The organism is Flavobacterium luteum (genome assembly GCF_008806775.1).
Taxonomy (GTDB): Bacteria; Bacteroidota; Bacteroidia; order Flavobacteriales; family Flavobacteriaceae; genus Flavobacterium; species Flavobacterium luteum.
The window spans coordinates 406,493-430,687 of the sequence record NZ_WAEM01000002.1; the positions used below are offsets into that span (position 1 = coordinate 406,493).

The following is a 24,195-nucleotide window of genomic DNA, read 5'->3' on the forward strand; positions in this document are numbered from 1 at the left end:
AGTCGCGTAAAACAAATCAAGTTGTACTAAGTGAGTTTTTTATTCTTCTCCTCAATCCATCGAGACATATATTTGGTACTCGATAAAGTATGATGTAAAAGAATTGCTCCCATAAAGTTATCCATTCGATGTTGTTCTATGATTCCTTGAATCGATAAAATGTGATTTATAAAATCAAAGCCAAAAAGAGACTTACTGTACCTTTGATTTATAATTTCAATACCATTTTGTTGGGCTTCATGCCAAAGTGCTTCTTCTTGATACAATTGTATTGCTGCTTTTGCAATATCTTGTGCGTCATCGGCAATAATGCCGTTCCATGGTAAGTTACCATGCATAGATTCTGCTCCTATAGTAGTTGCAATACTTGGTGTTCCGCATTGCATGGCTTCAATGAGCTTGCCTTTTGCACCAGCACCAAAACGCACAGGCGCCAAAACTATCCGTGCTTTTTTTACAACCTCAGCTGCATTGTCGGCTCTGCCAAAAACCAAAAAACGTTCATCGGGTTTGTGCAATTGAAAAACTTTTTGCGAAGGATAGGCTCCGTAAATCAATAACGAAACTTCAGGCAATTGTTCGTGAATGAATGGCCAAATAGATTCTTTTAAAAACTGAACAGCATTCCAATTGGGTTCATGTAGAAAATTACCAATAAATATAAAATCCTTTCGTTCATGAAACTTTGGGAAATTTTCAATAGTTTTCTCATCTATAGTATCTACTAAAAAAGGAAGATAATAGAGTATTTTAGGGTCTATTTTAAAGTTTTTTTGAAGTATTTCAATTTCAATTTCAGAAATCAATAAAGAAATATCACACCGCAAAATACTTGCTATTTCTCTTTTTGCGGTATCAGAAAACAAATCGGATGTTTGAAATTTTTTTCTCTCTTTACTCGCTTTCTGACGAGCCAATCGCAAAGTATGCAGGTCTATAGTGTCTAATATTCGAAGTGCATTTGGGCAGTTTTCGGCAACACGCCAACCAAATTGTTCTTCGACTATAAATCGATCAAACAATACTATAGTTGGGTTTAAATCTTTTAGAAAAGCATCAAAACTGGAGTCGTTAAGGGCAATAGCAACTTTTTTCACACCAATGCTAGTAACATCAAACATAAATTCACTGTCGGCTACAGCACTTGCAAAAGTAATTTCCCATTGTTGTTCTAAAAAAAGCTCTATAAGCTGTATCATTCGAGTTCCAGCTCCAGAAGAATTAGGTTCAGGCCAAACAAAACCAATTATTAGAATTTTTTGTTGCATCGAAAATGATTTGAAAAGTTATGCAAAATAAGACTATTTTAAGGTTAAAAACAGACTAGAAATAGTAAAAAATTATTCGAGTTAGCTTAAAACAAATCACCATTTTATGCCATTTGGTAACTTTTGGCGTTAAAATTGTACTAATCTATACAAATCAATCAAAAATCAATCATCATGTTACAAACTTTTTTTATCATGTGTTCTGGAGCCGACAAAAACCTCCTTGAAGGTTGCTCCCAAGGCGAAAAAACTAAATATGTTGGTATTGGAGCTACTGTTTTTTTTACTGCAGTTATGGCTTTTATTGCCAGTAGTTACGCACTATTTACTGTTTTTGACAATCCTTATATTGCTATGGGCTTTGGAATAGTTTGGGGATTATTAATTTTTAATTTGGATCGGTTTATAGTTTCCACGATTAGAAAAAGAGATCGTTTTAGTAGTGGGTTTTTACAAGCATCTCCAAGGATTATTTTGGCAATTATAATTGCTATAGTGATTTCAAAACCATTAGAAATTAAAATTTTCGAAAAAGAAATCAATACTGTTTTATTGAAAGAAAAAAATGCAATGGCTTTAAATAACAAAAAAGAAGTCACTAATTATTTTAAATCGGATTTAGACAAAAACAAAACTGAAACAAGTAAATTAAAAGCTGAAATTGCAAATAAAGAAAAAGAAGTCAATTCGCTTTATGAGACATATATATCAGAAGCAGAGGGAACAAAAGGCACTATGAAATTAGGTAAAGGCCCAGTTTTTAAAGAAAAAATTGCCAAACATAATTTAGCCTATTCTGAACTAGATTCTATCCGAAAAATCAATTTTGAAAAAATTGCTTTAAATGACAAAAAAGCGATAAGTCTTCAATTAGATTTAGATAAAAAAGTGACAGATACACAGCCTGTAATTGACGCTTTTGATGGGTTGATGGCCAGAATAAATGCGCTAAATAAATTACCATTACTTCCTTCTTTATTCATTATGTTGTTGTTTTTAGCCATTGAAACTTCGCCAATAATTGCTAAATTACTTTCTCCAAAAGGTGAATACGATTATAAATTAGAAGATTTAGAAACTGCTTTAAAATCAACTTTAACTCAAAATAATTACCAACGAAATTTACTAATTCAAACCAGTGCTGTTATGCACGACAAGGTATATGAAGATATTGCTAAGGATAAAAAACTGTATGACTTGCAACGTTCTAAAGCTTCTGAATTGTTAGAATTGCAAGCCAATGGTTTTTTAGAAAAGCAAAAGAGAACTTTATAAAGTTAACTTAAATAAAATTGAATTAGATTTTATTGTTCTATCTAACAAATTGTTCCTCTTTTTTTTCAATTTTAGGCAAGACTCCTTTTTTAGGATTTTTACTAATTATAGAATCTATATGTTTTTTTTGGCTTTCAATTTTTTGGCTTACTTCATTCAGTATTTTTTTATAATTTGTAATGTCTGATGAATAATATTTTGTGCTTTTTGCAAATTGAAGACTATCTATTTTATATTTTTTATATATAAAATCATTTGATCTAAAACTTTGAAAGTCAGATGGGTTTTGCGACTTCATTCCCTCAATGATTGCTAAGTCATAAAAAATAGCAACCATTTTATCTTCTTCTATAAGTCCATCAGGCTTGCTAAAAGCATGGTCTTTGCAACTTATAAACAGAGTAATCGATGAAAGTATAGCCAAAAAATTTTTCATATTAAATATTGAATTTGCGTCACTAACTATTCTCTTTCAAACAATAATCGTTGTCCTTGAGGGGTCTCTTTTACTTTAAAATTGTTGTACACTAATTGCCCATTGACAAAAGTATGTGTAATTCTCGATTTAAAAGTAAACCCTTCAAAAGGAGACCATCCACATTTTGCTAAAATATTTTCTTTTTTTACACTCCATGGTAGGCCTATATTTACAATCACTAAATCAGCATAAAAACCTACTTTTATAAATCCTCGTTTTTCAATTTTAAAAATTTTAGCAGGATTATGAGCCATTTTTTCAACAATTTTTTCAATAGAAATTTTACCTTGATGATAGGCTTCGAACATCGCTACTACTGCGTGTTGAACTAAAGGTCCTCCTGAAGGCGCTTTTGTGTAAGGGTTTTTCTTTTCCTCTAATGTATGCGGAGCATGATCGGTTGCTACTACGTCAATTCGACCATCTATTAAGGCCTCCCAAAGTGCTTTTCGATCGTTTTTAGTTTTTACAGCCGGATTCCATTTTATTAAATTGCCTTTGGTTTCATAATCTTCATCTGAAAACCATAAATGATGAATACAAACTTCGGCTGTAATTTGCTTTTTCTCTAATGGAATTTTATTAGTAAATAAGTCTAATTCTTTAGCTGTAGAAATGTGAAATACATGCAAACGAGCACCTGTCCTTTTAGCTAATCCAATTATTTTAACAGTCGACTTATAGCATGCCTCTACACTTCTGATTTCAGGATGAAATTTAACTGGAATATCATCTCCATATTCTAACTTGTATTTTTCAAGATTGGCTTTTACAGTCAATTCATCTTCACTGTGAACTGCAATCAACAATTTTGTACTTGAAAATATCTTTTCTAATGACTCAGAACTATCCACCAACATATCACCTGTTGAAGACCCTAAGAAAAGTTTAAGACCTGCAACATTTCTAGGATTTGTTTTTAAAATTTCTTCTAAGTTATCATTTGTTCCGCCCATCATAAAAGAATAATTGGCAAATGATTTCCCTGCTGCTAATTGGTATTTCTCTTCAAGTAATTCTTGAGTTACTGCATTAGGGACGGTGTTGGGTTGTTCTATATAGGATGTGATTCCACCAGCAACAGCTGCTCTAGATTCAGATGCAATATCACCTTTGTGAGTAAGCCCTGGTTCTCTAAAATGCACTTGATCATCAATAGCACCAGGTATTAAATAGTTTCCCTCAGCATCAATAATTTTTGTTGTTGCTGATTTTGCGCTGATTGTTTCAGCAATTTCAACAATATATTCGTCTTCAATTAAAACGTCTCCTTGAAAGATGAGGCCTTCATTAACTATTTTGGCATTCTTTATTAAAATCCGATTCATTTATTTTTTACTTTCTTAAATGTAAAAAGTAGTCGTTACTTTTATATTTGATTGAAAAATTTTCTAATTCGTAATGCTATTACCCCAAAAACGGCTTCCGTAATAATTGAATTACTCATTTTTGACTGACCTTTTGTTCTATCGGTAAAAATAATTGGAACTTCTGTAATTTGAAATTTTTTCAGATACGTTCTATATTTCATTTCTATTTGAAAAGCATATCCAATAAATCTAATTTTATCAATATTGACCGTTTCCAGAACAATCCTTTTGTAGCAGATAAATCCAGCCGTGGCATCATGAATTTTCATTCCAGTAATCAATTTTACATAAACTGATGCGAAATAAGACATTAAAACTCGGTTTAAAGGCCAGTTTACAACATTAACTCCAGTTACATATCTTGAGCCAATAGCCATGTCTGCAGTATTGAAATGACACGCTTCATATAGTTTTTCTAAATCGGCTGGGTTGTGCGAAAAATCAGCATCCATTTCAAAAATATAGTCGTATTTTCTGCTAAGTGCCCATTTAAAGCCATGAACATATGCGGTTCCTAACCCTGCTTTTTTTTCTCTTTTTTCTAAAAATAGTTTTCCTTGAAACTCTTTTTGTAATTCTATTACCCTGTCTGCAGTATGATCTGGTGAATTATCGTCAATAATTAAAACATGAAACTGTTTGTGTAAAGAAAGAACAGTCCTGACAATACTTTCTATATTTTCAATTTCGTTATAAGTTGGAATTATGACAACAGAATCAAACATGATCTAAAAAAATTTAACGCAAAAATAAACTTTTTATAGCAGTTGACTATTAATAAAACTTTAAATTTTAACAAAATAAACTTTCAATTACTATACAAACCCATTTTTATAAACCTTAAAACAAGAGAATAAATAACAGAATAATTTAGTAATTTTGCCATCACTATGAACGAAATTGTATTTCATCCTCGAGTATTAGATAATAAAGATTGGGCTACTATACTATTTGTAGTTGCCTTTGCATTAATTGCATTTACAAAATCCGTTTTTGAAATTCGTTTTATCGAATTCTTAAAATTAATTGTTTCAGATAAGTATCTAAAAATCTACAGGGACAGTTCTCTTTTGTTGAGTGGTTTTACTATAATTTTGTTTTTTGTACAAGTAGTTTCGTTATCGTTTTTTATACAATTAACTCTTCATCATTTTGGATTTGTTTCAAAAACAGATTGGATTGTATTTATACAAATAACTACTTTAATACTTTTTTTTATTTTATCGAAATTCTTGTTAGAAAAGATAATATCCACTTCTTTTGATATAGAAGAATTCATTGAGCTATACAATTTACAAAAAGTAAGTTATAGAACTTATATTGGATTATTAATCCTTCCAATTGACGTTATTCTTTTTTATAACAATAATTCATCAAAATTCTTAATTTTGTTTTTTATTGCTACTGTTTTAATAATTAACGTCGTTACTTATATACTTTCTTTAAAAAACTATCAAAATTTAATATTTGGTAAGTTGTTTTATTTTATTTTATATCTTTGCGCTCTTGAAATAGCACCGTACTATTTTATCTATTATTGGTTTACAAAAAGTTAGCAGATTAGAAAATGTCAAATATGAAAGTGAAAACAATTTTGGTGTCACAGCCAGAGCCTAAAGTAGAGAATTCGCCATACTTTGAGCTACAACAAAAACATAAAGTAAAAGTTGATTTCAGACCTTTCATTCATGTAGAAGGAGTTAATGCAAAAGACGTTAGGCTACAGAAGATTGACCTTAATAACTATACTGCAATTATATTAACTAGCAAAAATTCAGTAGATCACTTTTTTAGAGTGGCTGACGAGATGCGTTATAAAGTTCCTGAAGGGTTGAAATATTTTTGCCAATCAGAAGCGGTGGCTTTTTACCTTCAAAAGTATGTCGTTTACAGAAAACGCAAAATCTACGTTGGCCAGAAAGACTTTGCAGACATGGCTCCTCTAATTAAAAAATATAAGGACGAGAAGTTTTTATTACCTGCTTCAGATCAATTAAATGCAGACGCCCCTCAAACATTAAATAATCTGAAAGTTGATTGGACTCAAGCTATCTTTTACAAGACAGTAATTAGTGATTTATCTGATTTAGCAGATGTTTATTATGATGTTTTAGCTTTTTTTAGTCCGACAGGGATTAAATCATTATTCATGAATTTCCCTACTTTTGAACAAAACAACACTAGAATTGCTGTTTTTGGAAGCACTACTCAAAAAGAAGCTTTAGAACATGGCTTACGAATAGATATACTGGCTCCAACTCCTGAAACACCATCTATGACAATGGCTCTAGAAAAATATATAGCAGAAGCTAATAAAGGAAAATAAAAAATTTCATTAATTTGCACAAAAAAAATCACGCCAAAAGCGTGATTTTTTTTGTGCAGAGAGGAAGGGATTCGAACCCTCGATATGTTGCCATATACACGCTTTCCAAGCGTGCGCCTTCAGCCACTCGGCCACCTCTCTATTTTATTTAAGGATGCAAATAACTATAAAAAATTCGAGTAAATCAAATTATAAATCAAATTTTATGATAATTCGCCCCGTATAGAAGTTTCAAATATTGTTTTAAAAAGATTCGAAGCTACTTTTTGCCCTAAAAGATACATTAGTTTAGTAATTGCTGCTTCAGTTGTAATGTCTTTACCAGAAATAACGCCTATTTTTTTAAGCATAGTACCCGTTTCATATTGACCCATATTCACGCTTCCTCCTGAGCATTGGGTTACATTTATAATATATAATCCTCTTTTTATTGCCTTTTTTAAAGCACTAAGAAACCACTCCTGTGTTGAAGCATTTCCTGAACCATAGGTTTCTAAAATTACTCCTTTAAGATTTGGAATATTTAAAATTGCTGACAGTATCGACTCATTTATTCCAGGAAACATTTTTACAATAACTACATTATTATCTAATTGTTTATGGACTAATAATTTTTGAATCTTGCTTTTTGATAAAAATAGTTCTTGATTCATTTTTAAATGAACACCTGAAATAGCCAAAGGCGGATAATTTGGTGATGAAAATGCATTAAAATGTTCTGCATTTATTTTTTTTGTTCGGTTTCCTCGATACAATTTGTATTCAAAATACAAACATACTTCTTGAATTATGGGTACATTTTTATATTGTAACGAAGCTATTTGAATAGCTGTAATTAGATTTTCTTTGGCATCAGTTCGTAAATCACCAATTGGTAATTGTGAACCAGTAAAAACTACAGGTTTAGTAAGATTTTCTAGCATAAAACTCAATGCAGATGCTGAATAGGACATAGTATCTGAACCATGAAGCACCACAAAGCCATCAAAATTAGAATAATTAGTTTCTACAATTGTAGCAATTTTAATCCACTCGACAGTATTCATATTTGATGAGTCAATAGGAGTTTCAAATGAAATCGTTTCTATAGTACAATCTAAGAGCTTTAACTCAGGGATTTTTTCAGATAATTGACTAAAATTAAAGGCTTTTAAAGCACCAGTTTCAAAATCTTTCATCATACCAATGGTGCCACCAGTATAAATTAAAAGAATATTGGGTTTAGATGACATTTTGATATTTTAATTTATTGACCACTGGATTGGCATACATATTTAAAAAACCTTCTAAAGCGACCGAATTATTTCCGTCTATTTTGATTTCTAAACGTCTTTCAAAAAGAGACTTCTCATTTTCAGTGTAAAAGGCACTAAATTTATCTGTTTTATATAGAATGTCGTAAGCAATAAAATTGGTTGGCCAAAGTTTGTAGCTTTTTAAAATTGAATCATCTATTACCTGAGCTAAAGCCTGAATTTGTTTGTTTGAATTATCTAATTCTGCATTAATGATATCTAATTCAGTATTCAAGATTTCTCCTATATGTATATGAATGTGCTTCTTTTGACCTATAATTCCACTCAACAAGGTCATAAAGTCTTCATTCTTTTCTTTGATATAAATTTCATTATTAGCCTCTGCCATTAATTGCGGCATTTTTAAGGCATCAGTAGGGTCATATTCGTAAGAAATAGAGACAGGAACTATCTTAAGCTTTTTGAAATAAACCATCAAATTTTCTTCGGTTGAACCCATAGATAGCATTTTTAAAACACCTGGATGAGTAGCGTCGTTTCCGTCTTTAGTTCTGCCTTCACGTTGTGCAATCCATACAGAACGATTCTCTCTTAACAATAATTGACCTATATAATCAGACATTAACTTAGAGCTTTGAAGCATTTCTCTGGGAGACAATCCTCGCTGAACAAGAAAATTCCTGTTTAATTTTGCCAAAGTATGCATAAAAGCCTTTTTAACTAAATTGTCGCCAATAGCTGATGCTGTCATTACTAAACCATGATCAAATAACGATGCATTTAATAAGGAGGTATCTAAAATAATATCTCTATGATTAGAAATAAATAAATAGGCTGTGTTTTTTTCTAATTTTTCAAAGCCAGAAGTTGACAATCCATCTGAACTTTTTTCTAAGACTTTCTGAACAGATTGATAAATAAAATTGCATTGGAAATCTCTTATAGAATGAGTCTTTTTTAGTTGCTCTTTCCAAACATTGTCCTCGGTATCAGGAAAAGTAAAATTCATCAATGCTTTCATCATCGGATGATTTATAGAAGAGCATATCGCTTCATTTATTTCAGCATCATAGAAAGGACGAATTTTATCAAACTTTTGCATTTTTAACGTTTTTTAAAATATACACAAATGAACGAAAATAAATTTAAAATTACCATTTGATTGCATTAAATCCCAAAAATTGCTTTAGAATTTTCTGTTGTAATGCGAGCAATTTCTTCAATGGGTACTTTATAAATTATAGACAACTTTTCGGCAACAAGTTTAGTATAACTGCTTTCATTTCGTTTGCCACGAAAAGGAACAGGCGCCAAATATGGCGAATCGGTTTCTAAAACAATATTTTTGATATCAATGTCTTTTAGAAATTGGTCTATTTTTCCGTTTTTAAAAGTAGCTACGCCTCCAATTCCAAGTTTCATGTTTAAATCAATGGCTCTTTGCGCTTGAGAAAAATCACCTGTAAAGCAATGGAAAATTCCAAATAAATCAGTAGCACACTCGCTTTCTAAAACTTCAAATACCTCATCAAATGCATCCCGACAATGAATATTAATGGCGAGTTTATACTTTTTTGCCAATTGAATTTGATGCTGGAATGCATGCTGTTGCTGCTTCAAAAAGGATTTGTCCCAAAACAAATCAATCCCAATTTCGCCAATTGCATAGAACTTCTTTTTGGCTAGCTCGGCTTCGACATGTGCTAATTCTTCGATATAATTTTCTTTAACATATGTTGGATGTAAACCTATCATTAAAAAAATATTCTCAGGAAATAGAGCTTCCAAATCGTACATTTTTTGTGTGTAATTGGAATCAATAGAGGGAATAAAAAACCGAGAAACACCAACTTCTATAGCACGTTGAATCATTACTGTTCGGTCTTGATCAAATTCTTCAGAATAAAGATGGGTATGTGTATCGGTGAGAATCATTTTTATCTTGTTTTTAGTGACAAAAATACTTTAAAAAAGGTTAAAAAACGATATACTTTTGTTACCTTGGATATTATAATCTTTGTTCAATATAAAATGAAAACCCTTCCTGACCTTCTTAAAAAAGAAAAGTACAAAAAAATAAAATTTAAAGTTTCAAAAACCCAACATTTACTAATAGAAGCAAGCTTAAATGGTATAAAAGGAAATTTTATATTAGACACAGGAGCTAGTAATAGTTGTGTAGGTTTTGAATGTATTGAATTGTTTCAATTAACCGCTGGAAAATCAAAAACTAAAGCCGCTGGAGCTGGCGCAACTGGCATGCTTACTCAAATTGCCAAAAACAACAAATTACAACTTGGTACATGGAAAAAAAATAACTTTCATCTTGTGATTTTTGATTTATCGCATGTAAATGATGCATTGATACAACACAAAGCTAAACCTGTTCAAGGAATTATTGGCGCAGATGTTTTATTAAATGGAAAAGCCATTATAGATTATTTCAATCACAATTTATATTTGAAATAAAAATCCCAAACTCTTCAGAATTTGGGACTATATATTTTGATTTTGGTTTAAATTACAATTCAAAGGCTTTTTTTGGATTATTATCACACAATAATTCTACTGGGTTTTCTAAAGCTTCTTTAACGGCAACCAAGAAACCAACAGACTCACGACCATCAATAATTCTGTGATCATAAGATAATGCCACGTACATCATTGGATGAATTTCTACTTTGCCATTTACTGCTATAGGTCGCTCAATAATATTATGCATTCCTAAGATTCCTGATTGTGGTGGGTTAATAATTGGTGTAGATAACATACTTCCAAAAACACCTCCATTAGTAATGGTAAATGTTCCGCCGGTCATATCGTCTACAGTTATTTGTCCGTCGCGCGCTTTTATAGCTAATCTTTTAATATCAGCTTCAATGCCTCTGAAAGTTAAATTTTCTGCATTTCGAACTACTGGCACCATTAAACCTTTTGGACCTGAAACGGCTATAGAGATATCGCAAAAATCGAATGCTATTTTATAATCACCATCCATCATTGAGTTTACATCTGGATACAGTTGTAAAGCTCTAGTAACTGCTTTTGTAAAAAATGACATGTAACCTAATCCAACCCCACCATGTTTGGCTTTGAATGCATCTTTGTACTCATTACGCAAGGCATTTATAGGCGTCATGTTTACTTCATTAAAAGTAGTCAACATGGCCGTTTCGTTTTTAGCGGCAACTAATCTTTCAGCTACTTTACGACGCAACATAGATAACTTTGTTCTTTCTGAACCACGTGATCCTCCAGTTGGAGTTCCCATCGATGGAACGGCATTTACGGCATCATCTTTCGTAATTCTTCCGTCTTTTCCTGTACCAATTATATCTGTAGGTTGAATGTTTTTCTCGTCTAATATTTTTCTTGCAGCTGGAGAAGGGGTTTGTGCAGCATAAGTAACAGGAGTAGTAATTGGTTTTACGACTTCTACTTTTACTTCAGATTTTGGAGTTTCAACTGGTTTTACTACTTCAGCAACTGTTGCAGCTCCAGATGGTTTTGTAGCTCCAGTATCTATTAGGCAAACTACAGCTCCTACAGCAACAGCGTCACCTTCTTCTGCTTTTAAGGTAATTATTCCACTAGCCTCAGCTGGTAATTCTAGTGTTGCTTTATCAGAATCAACCTCAGCAATGGCTTGGTCTTTTTCTACATAATCCCCATCTTTTACTAACCAAGTAGCAATTTCAACTTCTTTTATTGATTCCCCTGGCGATGGGACTTTCATTTCTAAAATCATAATTTCTTTGTTTACTATTTTGATTATTTAATGATAAAAGATCTAAACAGAAATTTTAAACATTAAATTATTTTTATCTATATAAATCTTTATCAAAAACCATTTTTATGGCATCTGCATGACGACGTTTAGCTCTGGTATAACTCCCTGCTGCTGGTGCTGCATATGCTTTAAGAGATGCTAATCTCCATTTTACTAGGTTAAAATTCATTAATAAATAGCTGTAAGCACCCATGTTTTTTGGCTCTTCCTGCGCCCAAACATAATCATCGGCATTTGGATATTTTGCAATTATTTCTTTTAATTGATCTACTGGTAATGGGAATAATTGTTCTATTCTAACAACAGCTACATCATTTCTTCCATTTATTTCTCGTTCAGCAGTAATGTCATAATAAAATTTTCCTGTGCAAAAAACCAAAGATTTAACCTTGCTTTTATCAACCAAAACATCATCTATTGTTTCCTGAAAACTTCCATTTGCCAAATCGTCCTGCGAAGAAACACATCTTGAATCACGCAACAAACTTTTTGGAGTAAATACAACTAATGGTTTGCGGTATTTGGTTAGCATCTGTCTTCTCAACAAGTGAAAAAAGTTAGCTGGAGTCGTACAATCGGCTACAAACATATTATGTCTGGCACACAATTGTAAATAACGTTCCATTCTAGCTGAAGAGTGCTCAGCTCCTTGTCCTTCATATCCATGAGGCAACAATAAAACAATACCGTTTTGATTGTTCCACTTGTCTTCTCCGCAAGAAATGTATTGGTCAATCATAATTTGGGCTCCGTTACTGAAATCACCAAATTGTGCTTCCCAAATAGTTAGTGTTTTTGGATTGGCCAAAGCATAACCATAATCAAACCCTAAAACGCCATATTCTGACAATAGGGAATTAAAAATATTAAATTTTCCTTTTTTGTTTTGTATGGTATTGAGTAAAACTACTTCTTCTTCAGAATCTTCTACTTTTACTACGGCATGACGATGAGAAAAAGTACCTCGTTCGACATCCTGACCTGAAATACGAATATCATATCCTTCCGTCAATAATGTACCATAAGCTAAAGTTTCTGCTGTTCCCCAATCAATAGTATTGTTGTCGTACATGGTTTTACGATCGGTAACAATTTTAGTAATTTTGTTGATGAATTTCTTATCGGATGGTAAAGTAGAAACAGTTTCGATTATAGCATCTAAAATATTTTTATCAACTTTAGTAACTACTTTTTGAAGCATTTGAGTATCGGTAACTTGCTCGAAACCTTTCCATTCATTTTGCATAAATGGTGTAATTATGGTCAAATCCTTTTTTCGGGAAGCTTGCAAATTATCATCTAAATCTTGCTTGTATGCGGTTTCTAAATCTTTTACAAATCCTTCTTGAATTACACCTTCAGCTAATAATTTATCGGCGTAAATGTCTCTTGGGTTTTGATGTTTTGCAATAATTTTATATAAAACAGGTTGTGTAAATCGAGGTTCATCGCCTTCGTTGTGTCCGTATTTTCTATAACCTAATAAATCTATAAATACATCACTACCAAATTGCATTCTATACTCTAAAGCAAATGACATAGCGTGAACAACAGCTTCTGCATCGTCAGCATTAACATGTAAAACGGGTGACAAAGTTACCTTTGCAACATCTGTACAATATTTAGATGACCGAGCATCAAGATAATTAGTGGTAAAACCTACTTGATTATTAATAACAATATGTATGGTTCCACCTGTTTTATACCCATCTAGCTGTGCCATTTGTATAATTTCATACAGTATGCCTTGTCCTGCTATTGCGGCATCACCGTGAACGGCAATGGGCAATACTTTTGAGAAATCATCAGAAAAATACTTGTCTTGTTTGGCTCTTGTAATTCCTTCTATAACTGCCCCTACAGTTTCTAAATGAGAAGGATTTGGTGCTAAATTAATATTTATTTTTTTTCCTGTACTTGTTACTTTATCAGCTGTAAGTCCTAAATGGTATTTTACATCCCCATCAAAATATTCTTGATCGTAGTCTTTTCCGTCAAACTCCCCAAAAATATCCTGAGTCGATTTTCCGAAAATATTTGCTAAAACATTTAAACGCCCGCGATGAGCCATTCCCATTACAAATTGCTCAACCCCTTTTTCGGCTGCTTTTTCAATTAAAGCATCTAAAGCAGGAATTATAGATTCTCCTCCTTCTAGTGAAAATCGTTTTTGACCTACATATTTAGTATGAAGGAAATTTTCGAATGAGACTGCCTGATTTAGTTTGTTAAGAATAGCTTTCTTTTCTTCTGATGAAAAATTAGGTTGGTTGTCATTTTTTCCGAGTTTACTTTGAATCCATTCAATCACTTCTGGATTTCTGATATACATGTATTCTACGCCAATGTGTTGGCAATAAATAGCATCTAAATGTCTTATAATTTCTTTAAGAGAACATGGCTGAATTTTAATAACTCTAGCGGCATCAAAAACGGTATTCATATCAGCTTCAGAAAGTCCAAAATTTACAATATCTAGTGATGGTAAAGAAGATCTTCTTTCGCGAACTGGATTTGTTTTTGTAAATAAATGACCTCTAGACCGGTAGCCGTCAATTAATTTTAATACGTTAAACTCTTTTTGAAGTTTTTCTGAAACGTGAATGCTCTCTACATCGCTTGCAGCTGCATTAGCTAAAAAAGTTACAGGATTGTCTTCATTATATATTGTTGTTCCAAAATCGAAACCTTGAAAAAAGCTTCTCCAACTTGGTTCAACACTGTCTGGATTTTCAGTATATTGATCATATAATTGGGCAAAAAATTCAGTGTGAGCAGCGTTTAAAAATGAAAACCTATCCATAATATTTAGTAAATTATGCTTCTTTTGTTAAAATGTTTGACAAAAATACAATAATACTGTATATCTAAATATTTTTTTTAAGTACTTTTACTTATAAATTTGTTAAAAACTAAACAAATATGAAGAAAAAATATTTTTCATCAATTTCAAAGCCTTTTTTAATTCTAATACTTTTTATCTTTTCTAATGATTTATTAGCACAACAACAGGGGAAAAATACAAATTTAAAATCTGATTTTTGGAAAAAAGTACAATTTGGTGGCGGAGTTGGATTAAGTATTGGCAATAGGTTTACTGATATTGCTTTAGCTCCTAACGCCATTTACAATTTTAATAAATATGTAGCGCTTGGTTTTGGTTTACAAGGCGGTTATGTTTCAAATAAAAATGTTTTTACTTCTATACATTATGGAGCAAGCTTAATAACACTTATGAATCCTATTGAAGAAATACAAATTTCTGTTGAGTTGGAACAAATAAGAGTAAATAATAAATATGAATCTATTACGGGTGATTTTAAAAATAATTTCTGGAATACTGGTTTGTTTCTTGGAGGTGGTTATAAATCGGGTAATGTAACCGTTGGTATGAGATATAATATACTACACAACTCAAATAACAATGTTTATAATGAGGCTTTTATGCCGTTTGTTAGAGTATTTTTTTAAAGACAAAATCTGTATTTAGTGAGAGATCTTAAATTATCTGTATTTATTTCTGAACCATACCTTCATCCACTCTCTTTTTAATATTAAAAAAGCAACCTGTTCTGATAAAATAACAATATCTGAACCGTCTAATTTCTTAATTTGATCTTCCGGCACATCTATTATATAGAGCAAGTTTAAATACTCTGCAAATTTGTATTGTATTAATCGGTATATTTTTTCGTGTAATTGTATTTTTAATTCATTTGGAGAAATACTCATTGGAAAATCTATTCCCTCATTGGCGAGATTAAAATCCTTATTCATTTGCTCAATTAATTTAAGATACAATTTTTCGCCTTCTGCTTCAGAAAGTAATAAATCAGTATTTAGTGGAGCAATGAACAAAATGATTTTTGATTTAAGATTAAAGAAATATTGAAAATGTTTTTTATGTATTATACTGAAATTTAAACTTTTCTCCCCATTAAGTTTTCACCAAACGATTTCAATTTGTCTTTTTTAGTGTCATCAATATTTATTTTTTGGAGGGTTTCAAAAGCCTTTAAGGTATAATATTGAATAGCTTTTTTTGTAGCATTTGATGCTCCTGTGGTATTAAAAATGTTTTTTACCGTATTTATTTTCTCGAAATTGTCTTCCAAATGTATTGAAAATAATTGTGTTAATTGTTGTTTATCTGAAGGTGTAGCAAATTCAAAAGCTTTCAAATATAAGTAGGTTTTCTTATTTTCTATAATATCGCCCCCTACTTGTTTTCCGAAGGTTTCAGGATTACCAAAAGCATCTAAATAATCGTCTTGCAATTGAAAAGCCAAACCGAGATTTAATCCAAAATCATAAATTAAATTTTTATTTTCTTCAGAAGTTTCAGCTACAATAGCACCCATTTTCATGGCCGCACCAACCAAAACTGCAGTTTTATATTCAATCATTTTTAAATATTCATCAATAGTGACATCATCTCGGGTTTCAAAATCAACATCATATTGTTGCCCTTCACAAACTTCTAAAGCCGTTTTGCTAAATAATTTTGCCAACTCACGAAAGACTTTTGGTTCGTATTCCTCAAAATATTGATAGGCCAAAATGAGCATCGCATCTCCAGAAAGAATTCCGGTATTGATATTCCATTTTTCATGCACCGTTTCATTTCCTCTTCGCAAAGGCGCATCATCCATAATGTCATCGTGTATCAAGGAAAAATTATGAAAAACCTCAACAGCTGTAGCCGCTGACAAAGCTTTTTTACAGTCAGTATTGAAAACTTCTGTCGCCATTAAAGTCAAAACCGGTCGCAATCTTTTTCCACCAAGTGACAGAATATAATGAATAGGTTCGTATAAATTTTTGGGCTCTTTTTCAAAGGATAAAGTCTTGAAATGGGATGAAACTATCTCTTGATAATGGGTTATAGCGTGCATGAATTTTTTTGGCTAAAGTAATTCAAATAATACTTTTTTCAAATACTACCTAAATGTTAAATTATTGTAAAAACTTTGGAAACTATTTTTGTGTTAAAAGTTTCCAAAGTATATTTGCCTCAGATTTTAAAATGGTAATGGAAAATAAAATTATAGAAAAAGCAACTGAAATGTATTTAACACTAGGATTCAAAAGTGTTACTATGGATGATATTGCTTCAGAAATGGGAATTTCAAAAAAGACTATTTATCATCATTTTGAAAATAAAAATGATTTGGTCGAAGCTGTAACCCTATCTTTATTTGAAACCATTTCATGCGGAATTGACGAAATAATGACTTTGGATAAAAATCCAATTGAGGAACTTTTCATTATTAAAGATTTTGTGATGAAAAATTTAAAAAACGAAAGCACATCACCTATCTATCAATTACAAAAATATTATCCTCAAATTCATAAAACATTAATGTCTCGCCAATTTGAAAAAATGGGAGATTGTGTGATAGATAATCTCAGAAAAGGAATTGAACAAGGATTATTCAGAAATGATATCAACCTAGAATTAATAGGTCGTTTCTATTTTGCTGGCATGACTAGTATTAAAGATGCAGAACTTTTTAATCCGATACAATTCAGCACTAAAGAAGTACAAGAAACTTACTTAGAATATCATTTACGAGGAATTACAACTATCAAAGGCGTGGTCGTATTAGAACACTTACTAAAAAACAAAAATCAATAATCATCTATATGAAAAACAAATTAATACTAACTTTTTTCTTGATTGCAAGTATTCTGCAAGCTCAAGACAAACCACAAAACTATTCATTTAGTTTACAAGAAGCCATTAATCATGCTTTGGAACACAATTATTCTGTTATAAATGCCAATAGAGATATTGAATCTGCCAAAGAAAAAAAGTGGGAAACCACAGCAGCTGGATTACCCCAAATAAGTGGCAGTGTAGGATACTTAAAAAATTTCGACTTTACTTTACAAGGTGTTTCTGGAAACGCTTTTAATCCTGCAGGCAATCCTAATGACATTGCACTTTTTGCTTTTGGAACCAAACAATCTGTGAACTCTGGATTAACGTTAACTCAATTAATTTTTGATGGTTCTTATATAGTTGCACTTCAAGCCTCAAAAACCTATTTAAAATTTTATGAAAATGCCAAGCAAAAAACCAATCTGGAAATTAGAGAAATGATTGTTAACGCCTATGGCAATGTCCTTTTAGCTGAAGAAAGCATTATAATTCTTGAGAAAAACAAAGCAACTTTGTCTAAAACACTTGCGGATACTCAAGAAACCTATAAGAACGGATTAATTGAAGAAGAAAATGTTGAACAACTTCAAATTACATTGTCATCGATTAATAGTAATTTAAGTAACACTAAAAGACTACTTGATATTGCCACTAAAATGCTAAAGTTTTCATTAGGAATAGATATTAATGCAGATTTAAAACTGAAAGACAAATTAGATAGTTTGACAGTTTCAAATTTAGATTTGGCATTTTCTCAAAGTGGTTTTGAAGTATCTAAAAACATTAATTATCAAATGGCGACTAATTTTCAAGAACAACGTTCCTTAGAATTAAAATTGCAAAGAAGTAAAGCTTTACCGTCTTTAGGTGCTGCATTTAATTTTGGGTACAATTCGTTTGGTAATGATTTCGTTTTTTTTGATAGCACTCAAAAATGGAACAAATTTTCTAATCTTGGAATAAGTTTAAACGTTCCTATTTTTAGTAGTTTTGGAAGAAAGGCTAAAACCGAACAAGCTAAAATTGCTTTCGAGCAAGCCAAAACACAACTTACCCAAACCGAACAACAATTAAAATTAGAATTTGAAAGAGCAAAAAGCGAATACGACTTCAGTATTGAGGAATATGCTAATTCAAAAAGCAATTTGAGTTTAGCCGAACGCATTGAGAAAAAACAACAAATCAAATTTACCGAAGGATTATCATCAAGTTTTGATTTCAGCGAAGCACAAAGACAATTGTATACAGCACAACAAAACTATCTCCAATCGATGGTGAATATCATTAACAAAAAAGCAGCCTTAGAAAAAATAATAAATAAAAACTAATCAAAAATTGACATGAAAAAAATATTCCCCTTTATAGCAACTTTATTGTTTTTAATGTCTTGTACCAACTCGAACAAAACAGAAAACATAGACGATTTAATCAAAGCCAAAAATATAAAAGCATTAAACGAAAAGAAAGCTTTGTTACAAGCTGATATTGCCAAAATTGAAGAGGCGTTAGCCACACTTGATGTTAAAAAAGAAGAAGCTTTAGTTTCCATTGCAACTGTAAAAGACACTATTTTCAATCATTATCTAGAAGTTCAGGGAAGTGTTGACACTAAAGAAAATATTATTGTACAACCTGAATTTAGCGGGACATTAACCTCCCTTACTGTAAAAGCGGGACAGACGGTTTCTAAAGGACAAATCCTTGGAAGAGTTGATGATGCCGGGATGAGCCAACAATTAGCAAGTTTGGAAAATCAATATGCGTTAGCTAAAACTACTTATGAAAGACAAAAAAATCTTTGGGATAAAAAAATTGGTTCTGAGATTCAATTTCTTCAGGCACAAACCCAAATGATAGGGGCGCAAAAAGGTGTGGCTCAAATGAAATCACAATTAGCCAAAACTGTTATCCGTGCGCCATTCAGCGGGACTATAGATGAAGTTTTTGTTGAAAAAGGTCAAGTTGTTGCGCCAAGCATTCAAGGTTTGATGCGAATTGTGAATTTAGGAAGCATGTATGTTTCTACTTCAGTTCCTGAAACTTATATTGGCAAACTAAAAGTAGGCGATCAAGTGGATGTTTTCTTGTCTTCTTTAAACAAAACATATAAAGGAAAAGTGCGCCAAGTGGGGAATTTTATCAATCCGAACAACAGAAGTTTTGGTATTGAAGTTGGGCTTCCAAATCCGGATAATTTATTGCGTCCAAATCAAGTAGCTAAGCTAAAAATCGTTGATTACACTAACACAAAAGCCATCGTAGTTCCTACTAATGTAGTGCAAGAAGATGGAGAAGGCAACAAATTTATTTACATTGTTGAAGAAAGCAACGGTAAAACTGGAAAAGCCAAAAAAGTTATCGTAACCGTTGGAAAATCATCGGATAATGTAACTGAAATATTGAGTGGTTTATCTGCCGATGATGTTATTGTAACTGAAGGTGTAAACAACATTTCGGAAGGAATGAAGTTGAATTTCTAATATCGGAAATCTAAAAAATAAAAAATGAGTCATAAAAATAAAGAATTCAGCATATCAAGTTGGGCAATAGAAAATCGTGTCACGGTATATATTTTCACCTTGCTTATCGTAGTTACAGGTTTGATTGCCTATGTAACGATGCCACGTGAAGATTTCCCGGAAATCATTGAAAACAAAGTATATATTTCTTCTGTTTTCCCTGGAAATTCAGCAGAAGACGTAGAAAAATTAATTATCAAACCACTCGAAAAACAAATCAAAAACATCAGTGGTGTTGAAAAAGTAACAGCAAGTTCATTTCAGGATTACGGAATGATTATCGCCGAGTTCTCGGACAAAGTTTCTATAGAAGATGCCAAAACCAAAATCAAAGACAAAGTTGATATTGTAAAAGCAGATACCGATTGGCCAAATCTGGATAACGGAAGTAAAGTTGAACCAAGTGTTTTTGAACTGAATATTTCGGAAGAAGTGCCTATTTTGAACATCAATCTGAAAGGAAATTATACTACGCAACAATTGAAAGATTATGGAAAGAAACTTCAGGACGATATTGAGGAAATTCCGGAAGTCAAAAAAGTGGACATTCTTGGTGTTGATGATAAAGAAGTAGAAATTGCGGTTGATATTTTCAAAATGACTGCAGCCCAAGTTTCTTTTGATGACATTCAAAATGCGGTTAAGTATGAAAACATGACGCTTTCGGGCGGAAATTTAATATCTCAAGGTTCCAGAAATAACATCCGAATTGTGGGTGAAATCAAAGACCCGAAAGAACTAGAAAATATTGTCATAAAACACAACGGCGGAACAGTATATTTAAAAGATGTTGCCGTAGTGTCTTTTAAAGAAAAAGAAAAAACTACCTATGCCCGTGAAAAAGGCAAGGAAGTAGTTATGCTTAATGTGAAAAAGCGTTCTGGTCAAAACATGATTTCTGCCATTGAGCAGGTAAAAGAAAAACTGACATTGGCGCATGAAAATTATTTGCCTAAAGATTTAAAAGTAGAGTTAACTAACGACCAATCTTCTCGTGTAGAACATCAGGTAGACGAATTGTCAAACCATATTATCTTCGGAATTGTTTTGGTAATGATTGTATTGATGTTCACCATGGGATTGCGAAACTCATTGTTTGTTGGAGCGGCAATTCCGCTTTCCATGATGATTGCCTTTACCATTTTAGCTGCCTTTGGACTGACTTTAAATACGATGGTGCTTTTCGGATTGGTAATGGGATTAGGTTTATTGGTTGACGACGGAATTGTGGTGGTCGACAACGTTTTTGCCAATATGAAAAAAGGCATGCCAAGAGTACAAGCTTCAAAAGTAGGTATTGGCGAAATTGCCTGGCCTGTAATTTCATCAACGGCAACAACACTGATGGCGTTCTTACCTTTTGCACTTTGGCCAGGAACTATGGGTAAATTCATGATTTATTTTCCAATAACACTTTCGGTAACCTTAACGGCATCTTTATTTGTTGCCATGGTAGTAAATGCTGCTATGACTGGTGGTTCGATGGATATTGAAGATAGAAACGTTACAACAAAAACAGCCAAAAAATACACTTTAATTTTAGGAATAATTGGAATTCTGTTTGTCATCATCGGAAATGTAAATGACACAAAATTCGCCAGAGGAATTGGTCATTTTGCTTTAATTTCATTAGGATTAATGTGGTTATACAAATGGAAAATGTACCAATGGACACAAGATTTTCAACACAGTTTCTTTCCAAGATTAGAAGAAAAATACAAACGCTTTTTAGCTAAAATTTTAACTGGCAGAAATGCTTGGTTTGCATTGGGAGGAATTATTGGAATGTTGTTTTTATCCATCTTTCTTTTGGGTCTTTTCCCAAGAAAAGTATTGTTTTTCCCTGAAAACATTCCAAGACAAGTTATTACGTATATCGAATATCCACAAGGAACTGATATAGAAAAAACGAACAAAGCCACGTTATTCGTAGAGAAACAAGTGATTGATATCATGAAAAAATATATCGATCCTAAAACGAATGAGAATTATTTGGCTGAAAGTATTGTTTCCCAAGTTGGTGTTGGTGCAGGAAATCCTAATGTAGATGCCGGTTCAGCCAATGAAACGCCATTTAAAGGAAAGGTAACCGTGAATTTCTCCGAATTCAAATTCAGAAGAGGTGTTAATACTTCTGACGTTTTGGATGAAATCAGGGCCAGAGTTAAAGGAATTGCCGGTGCTAAAGTAACTGTTGAAAAAGATGCCAATGGTCCGCCTGCCGGTTATCCAATCAGTGTTCAATTAACAGGTGCTGCCGGAACTGATTATGATGTAATGCTAAAAGAAGCAGACAAAATGATTGCTTTTATAGATGCGAAAAAGATTGCGGGAATTGAACGATTGAATGTTGATGTAAATAAAGAAAGTCCAGAACTTGAAGTAAAAGTAGATAGAGTAAATGCTGGAAGTCTTGGCGTTTCTACAGGACAATTAGGTTTCAACTTGCGACGTTCAGTTTATGGACAAGAAATTTCGACTTTCAAAGAAGGGGATGATGACTATAATATTGTGGTTCGTATGCAAGACGACCAACGCAAGAATGAAAATATCCTTTTTAATCAGTCGTTGACTTTCAGAAATCAGACTAACGGTCAAATGATGCAAGTGCCTATTTCGGCAGTCTCTAGTACGGAGAAAACGAATACCTATAACCAAATCAAAAGGAAAAACTATAAGCGAATAATGACAATTTATTCGAATGTGTTGACAGGTTATAATGGTGACGAAATTACAAAGCAAATTGGCACGGAATTGAAATCCTATGAGTTACCAAAAGGAATATCATATTCCTTCTCAGGAGTGCAGGAAGAACAAGGCAAAAACCAAAGTTTCCTGATGTATGCGCTGTTTTTAGCCATGGCTGGAATTACGATTATTATTGTATTACAATTTAATTCGGTTTCCAAAACATTAGTGATTTTGTTTACCGTATTACTGAGTTTCAGTGGTGTCTTCTATGGTTATGTAATTGCCAATATGGATTTTGTCATCCTGATGACCATGATGGGAATTATTTCCCTGGCGGGAATTGTGGTGAAGAACGGAATTGTATTGATGGATTTCTTTGTGCTGCTTTTGGATAAAAAAGTTGCCGAAAAAGATGTTGAAAGTCATAATGACTTATCACTTGTAGAAATAAAAGAAGTCATCATTGAAAGTGGTAAAAACCGTTTACGCCCAGTGTTATTAACCGCATTGACTGCAGTTTTAGGATTAATTCCATTAGCCATAGGACTAAACTTTGACTTCTTCGGTTTAATTACCGATTTGAATCCACACTTATATATGGGTGGTGATAATGTAATTTTCTGGTCGCCGCTAGCTTGGACAATTATTTTCGGATTAACTTATGCTACGGTCCTGACTTTAGTAATGGTTCCGGTAATGTTTTACTTAGTTAAAAGAACTAAATATTGGTTGAGAGATAGAAATAAAGTTGCTTAAATTAAAATAGAATAAAAAAATGAAACCGTCTCAAAATGTAATCTTGAGACGGTTTTTTTTAAATACTAAGAAAGCCAAGCTGTTTACAGAGCTGACCACTTATATATTTACCGCACAAAAGGATTCGTTTGGAAAAGGATAATAATACCAATATTGGTAGTGGTTTCCGTGATGCTCTTCTTGATAAAACAACTTTAATACTGGGGTTAAAAGTTAGAAATAAAGTTGTGGTTTAAAATCATTTTATAAGTAGCCACAAAAAAACCCGAAATAAATAAACTATTTCGGGCTTTTAATATTATGTAGAGAATTAATTTACCGCTAATGACTCTTGTTTCCAATTCTTAACAAATGTAATTTGATTGTTAGAATAATCTACTTCACTTAAAATTACATCGTTCCAGAAAAACCAGCTTCCTGTCTTTTTTCCGTTTTTATATTCGCCAATTGATTTTTTATTTCCCTTTATGTCAAAAGCAACCCATTTGCCTTCTAATTTTCCATCTTTTAGAAATCCTTGTTGCTGAACTTGACCGTTATCATAGAAGTAAGTAGCTTTTACTTGTTTTCCAACTATCTCTAATTTTGGTTGTTTTGCTTGTGCGAAAATCATACTTGAAATCAACACTGCTCCGATAATCATATACTTTTTCATAGTGTAGGTTTTTAATTGTTCATAATAACATAACAAAAATAGTAATTATTTTACAATATAAAAACTTTTACTTAACAATTTAATAACATTGGATAAAAACTTAACATTGGAATGCATGTAAAATAAATCAATCAGGTCTAATAATT

21 protein-coding genes and 1 tRNA gene are annotated in these 24,195 nt (G+C 32.2%); 9 read left to right on the plus strand and 13 right to left on the minus strand.

The annotated features are described in order from the left end of the window. Nucleotides 1–26: 26 nt before the first annotated feature. Nucleotides 27–1,268, minus strand: a complete 1,242-nt coding sequence (locus tag F6464_RS05640; RefSeq protein ID WP_151106827.1) for a glycosyltransferase family 4 protein — start codon at nt 1,266–1,268, stop codon at nt 27–29. Nucleotides 1,269–1,442: 174 nt separating this feature from the next. Here F6464_RS05640 and F6464_RS05645 point away from each other — a divergent pair, with 174 nt between their 5' ends. Further along, nucleotides 1,443–2,543 (plus strand): DUF4407 domain-containing protein, encoded by a 1,101-nt coding sequence (locus tag F6464_RS05645; protein ID WP_151106828.1) that lies wholly within the window; start codon nt 1,443–1,445, stop codon nt 2,541–2,543. A 37-nt stretch (nt 2,544–2,580) separates the two neighbouring features. On the opposite strand, the gene F6464_RS05650 is transcribed toward F6464_RS05645, so the two are convergent. From F6464_RS05650 to F6464_RS05660, 3 genes are read right to left on the minus strand one after another with little or no spacing between them, the layout of a single operon-like run. Next, entirely contained in the window at nt 2,581–2,979 is a 399-nt protein-coding gene (locus F6464_RS05650) for a DUF4296 domain-containing protein (RefSeq protein ID WP_151106829.1), read from the minus strand. A 26-nt stretch (nt 2,980–3,005) separates the two neighbouring features. After that, nucleotides 3,006–4,349, minus strand: coding sequence for a dihydroorotase (locus tag F6464_RS05655; protein WP_151106830.1), 1,344 nt, complete (start codon nt 4,347–4,349; stop codon nt 3,006–3,008). A gap of 41 nt (nt 4,350–4,390) precedes the next feature. Continuing rightward, nucleotides 4,391–5,116 (minus strand): polyprenol monophosphomannose synthase, encoded by a 726-nt coding sequence (locus F6464_RS05660; RefSeq protein ID WP_151106831.1) that lies wholly within the window; start codon nt 5,114–5,116, stop codon nt 4,391–4,393. Between the two features lie 165 nt (nt 5,117–5,281). Between F6464_RS05660 and F6464_RS05665 the strand changes: the two genes are divergently transcribed. Next, complete coding sequence (locus tag F6464_RS05665; protein WP_151106832.1) at nt 5,282–5,947, plus strand: DUF4271 domain-containing protein; 666 nt, start codon at nt 5,282–5,284, stop codon at nt 5,945–5,947. Between the two features lie 20 nt (nt 5,948–5,967). Continuing rightward, nucleotides 5,968–6,717, plus strand: coding sequence for a uroporphyrinogen-III synthase (locus F6464_RS05670; RefSeq protein ID WP_151106833.1), 750 nt, complete (start codon nt 5,968–5,970; stop codon nt 6,715–6,717). A gap of 56 nt (nt 6,718–6,773) precedes the next feature. Here the strand turns inward: F6464_RS05670 and F6464_RS05675 are convergent. The 4 genes from F6464_RS05675 to F6464_RS05690 all read right to left on the minus strand — a co-directional run bounded on the left by F6464_RS05675 (nt 6,774) and on the right by F6464_RS05690 (nt 9,908). Continuing rightward, nucleotides 6,774–6,858: transfer RNA gene (locus F6464_RS05675), tRNA-Ser, on the minus strand. Nucleotides 6,859–6,920: 62 nt separating this feature from the next. Then, a complete protein-coding gene (locus tag F6464_RS05680) occupies nt 6,921–7,949 on the minus strand; it encodes an asparaginase (protein ID WP_151106834.1) in 1,029 nt (342 codons plus the stop codon). Further along, nucleotides 7,939–9,075, minus strand: a complete 1,137-nt coding sequence (locus tag F6464_RS05685; protein WP_151106835.1) for a 1-acyl-sn-glycerol-3-phosphate acyltransferase — start codon at nt 9,073–9,075, stop codon at nt 7,939–7,941. The genes F6464_RS05680 and F6464_RS05685 overlap by 11 nt, the downstream gene beginning before the upstream one ends. Before the next feature lie 65 nt (nt 9,076–9,140). Beyond that, entirely contained in the window at nt 9,141–9,908 is a 768-nt protein-coding gene (locus F6464_RS05690) for a TatD family hydrolase (RefSeq protein WP_151106836.1), read from the minus strand. Between the two features lie 96 nt (nt 9,909–10,004). On the opposite strand from F6464_RS05690, the gene F6464_RS05695 reads away from it, so the two are divergent. Next, complete coding sequence (locus F6464_RS05695) at nt 10,005–10,442, plus strand: retropepsin-like aspartic protease (protein ID WP_151106837.1); 438 nt, start codon at nt 10,005–10,007, stop codon at nt 10,440–10,442. A 52-nt stretch (nt 10,443–10,494) separates the two neighbouring features. Here F6464_RS05695 and odhB read toward each other — a convergent pair whose 3' ends face one another. Together odhB and F6464_RS05705 are read right to left on the minus strand one after the other, a co-directional pair. Next, nucleotides 10,495–11,721, minus strand: coding sequence for a 2-oxoglutarate dehydrogenase complex dihydrolipoyllysine-residue succinyltransferase (gene odhB, locus F6464_RS05700; RefSeq protein ID WP_151106838.1), 1,227 nt, complete (start codon nt 11,719–11,721; stop codon nt 10,495–10,497). Between the two features lie 73 nt (nt 11,722–11,794). After that, nucleotides 11,795–14,566: a 2-oxoglutarate dehydrogenase E1 component gene (locus F6464_RS05705; RefSeq protein WP_151106839.1), complete on the minus strand. Its 2,772-nt coding sequence runs from the start codon at nt 14,564–14,566 to the stop codon at nt 11,795–11,797. 119 nt (nt 14,567–14,685) lie between these two features. Between F6464_RS05705 and F6464_RS05710 the strand changes: the two genes are divergently transcribed. Beyond that, complete coding sequence (locus F6464_RS05710; RefSeq protein ID WP_151106840.1) at nt 14,686–15,234, plus strand: hypothetical protein; 549 nt, start codon at nt 14,686–14,688, stop codon at nt 15,232–15,234. 33 nt (nt 15,235–15,267) lie between these two features. On the opposite strand, the gene F6464_RS05715 is transcribed toward F6464_RS05710, so the two are convergent. Then, complete coding sequence (locus tag F6464_RS05715; RefSeq protein ID WP_191963326.1) at nt 15,268–15,621, minus strand: hypothetical protein; 354 nt, start codon at nt 15,619–15,621, stop codon at nt 15,268–15,270. Between the two features lie 62 nt (nt 15,622–15,683). Beyond that, a complete protein-coding gene (locus F6464_RS05720) occupies nt 15,684–16,658 on the minus strand; it encodes a polyprenyl synthetase family protein (RefSeq protein ID WP_151106842.1) in 975 nt (324 codons plus the stop codon). A 137-nt stretch (nt 16,659–16,795) separates the two neighbouring features. Between F6464_RS05720 and F6464_RS05725 the strand changes: the two genes are divergently transcribed. Genes F6464_RS05725 through F6464_RS05740 form a run of 4 tightly spaced genes read left to right on the plus strand, consistent with a single transcriptional unit; the run spans nt 16,796 to nt 23,394 of the window. After that, a complete protein-coding gene (locus F6464_RS05725) occupies nt 16,796–17,401 on the plus strand; it encodes a TetR/AcrR family transcriptional regulator (RefSeq protein WP_151106843.1) in 606 nt (201 codons plus the stop codon). Nucleotides 17,402–17,409: 8 nt separating this feature from the next. Further along, entirely contained in the window at nt 17,410–18,756 is a 1,347-nt protein-coding gene (locus F6464_RS05730) for a TolC family protein (protein WP_151106844.1), read from the plus strand. A gap of 12 nt (nt 18,757–18,768) precedes the next feature. Beyond that, nucleotides 18,769–19,908, plus strand: a complete 1,140-nt coding sequence (locus F6464_RS05735) for an efflux RND transporter periplasmic adaptor subunit (protein ID WP_151106845.1) — start codon at nt 18,769–18,771, stop codon at nt 19,906–19,908. Nucleotides 19,909–19,932: 24 nt separating this feature from the next. Next, nucleotides 19,933–23,394 carry an efflux RND transporter permease subunit gene (locus F6464_RS05740; RefSeq protein WP_151106846.1) on the plus strand — a complete coding sequence of 1,154 codons (3,462 nt, stop codon included), beginning with the start codon at nt 19,933–19,935 and terminating at the stop codon, nt 23,392–23,394. Between the two features lie 310 nt (nt 23,395–23,704). On the opposite strand, the gene F6464_RS05745 is transcribed toward F6464_RS05740, so the two are convergent. After that, nucleotides 23,705–24,049: a toxin-antitoxin system YwqK family antitoxin gene (locus F6464_RS05745; protein WP_151106847.1), complete on the minus strand. Its 345-nt coding sequence runs from the start codon at nt 24,047–24,049 to the stop codon at nt 23,705–23,707. Nucleotides 24,050–24,195 lie beyond the last annotated feature (146 nt).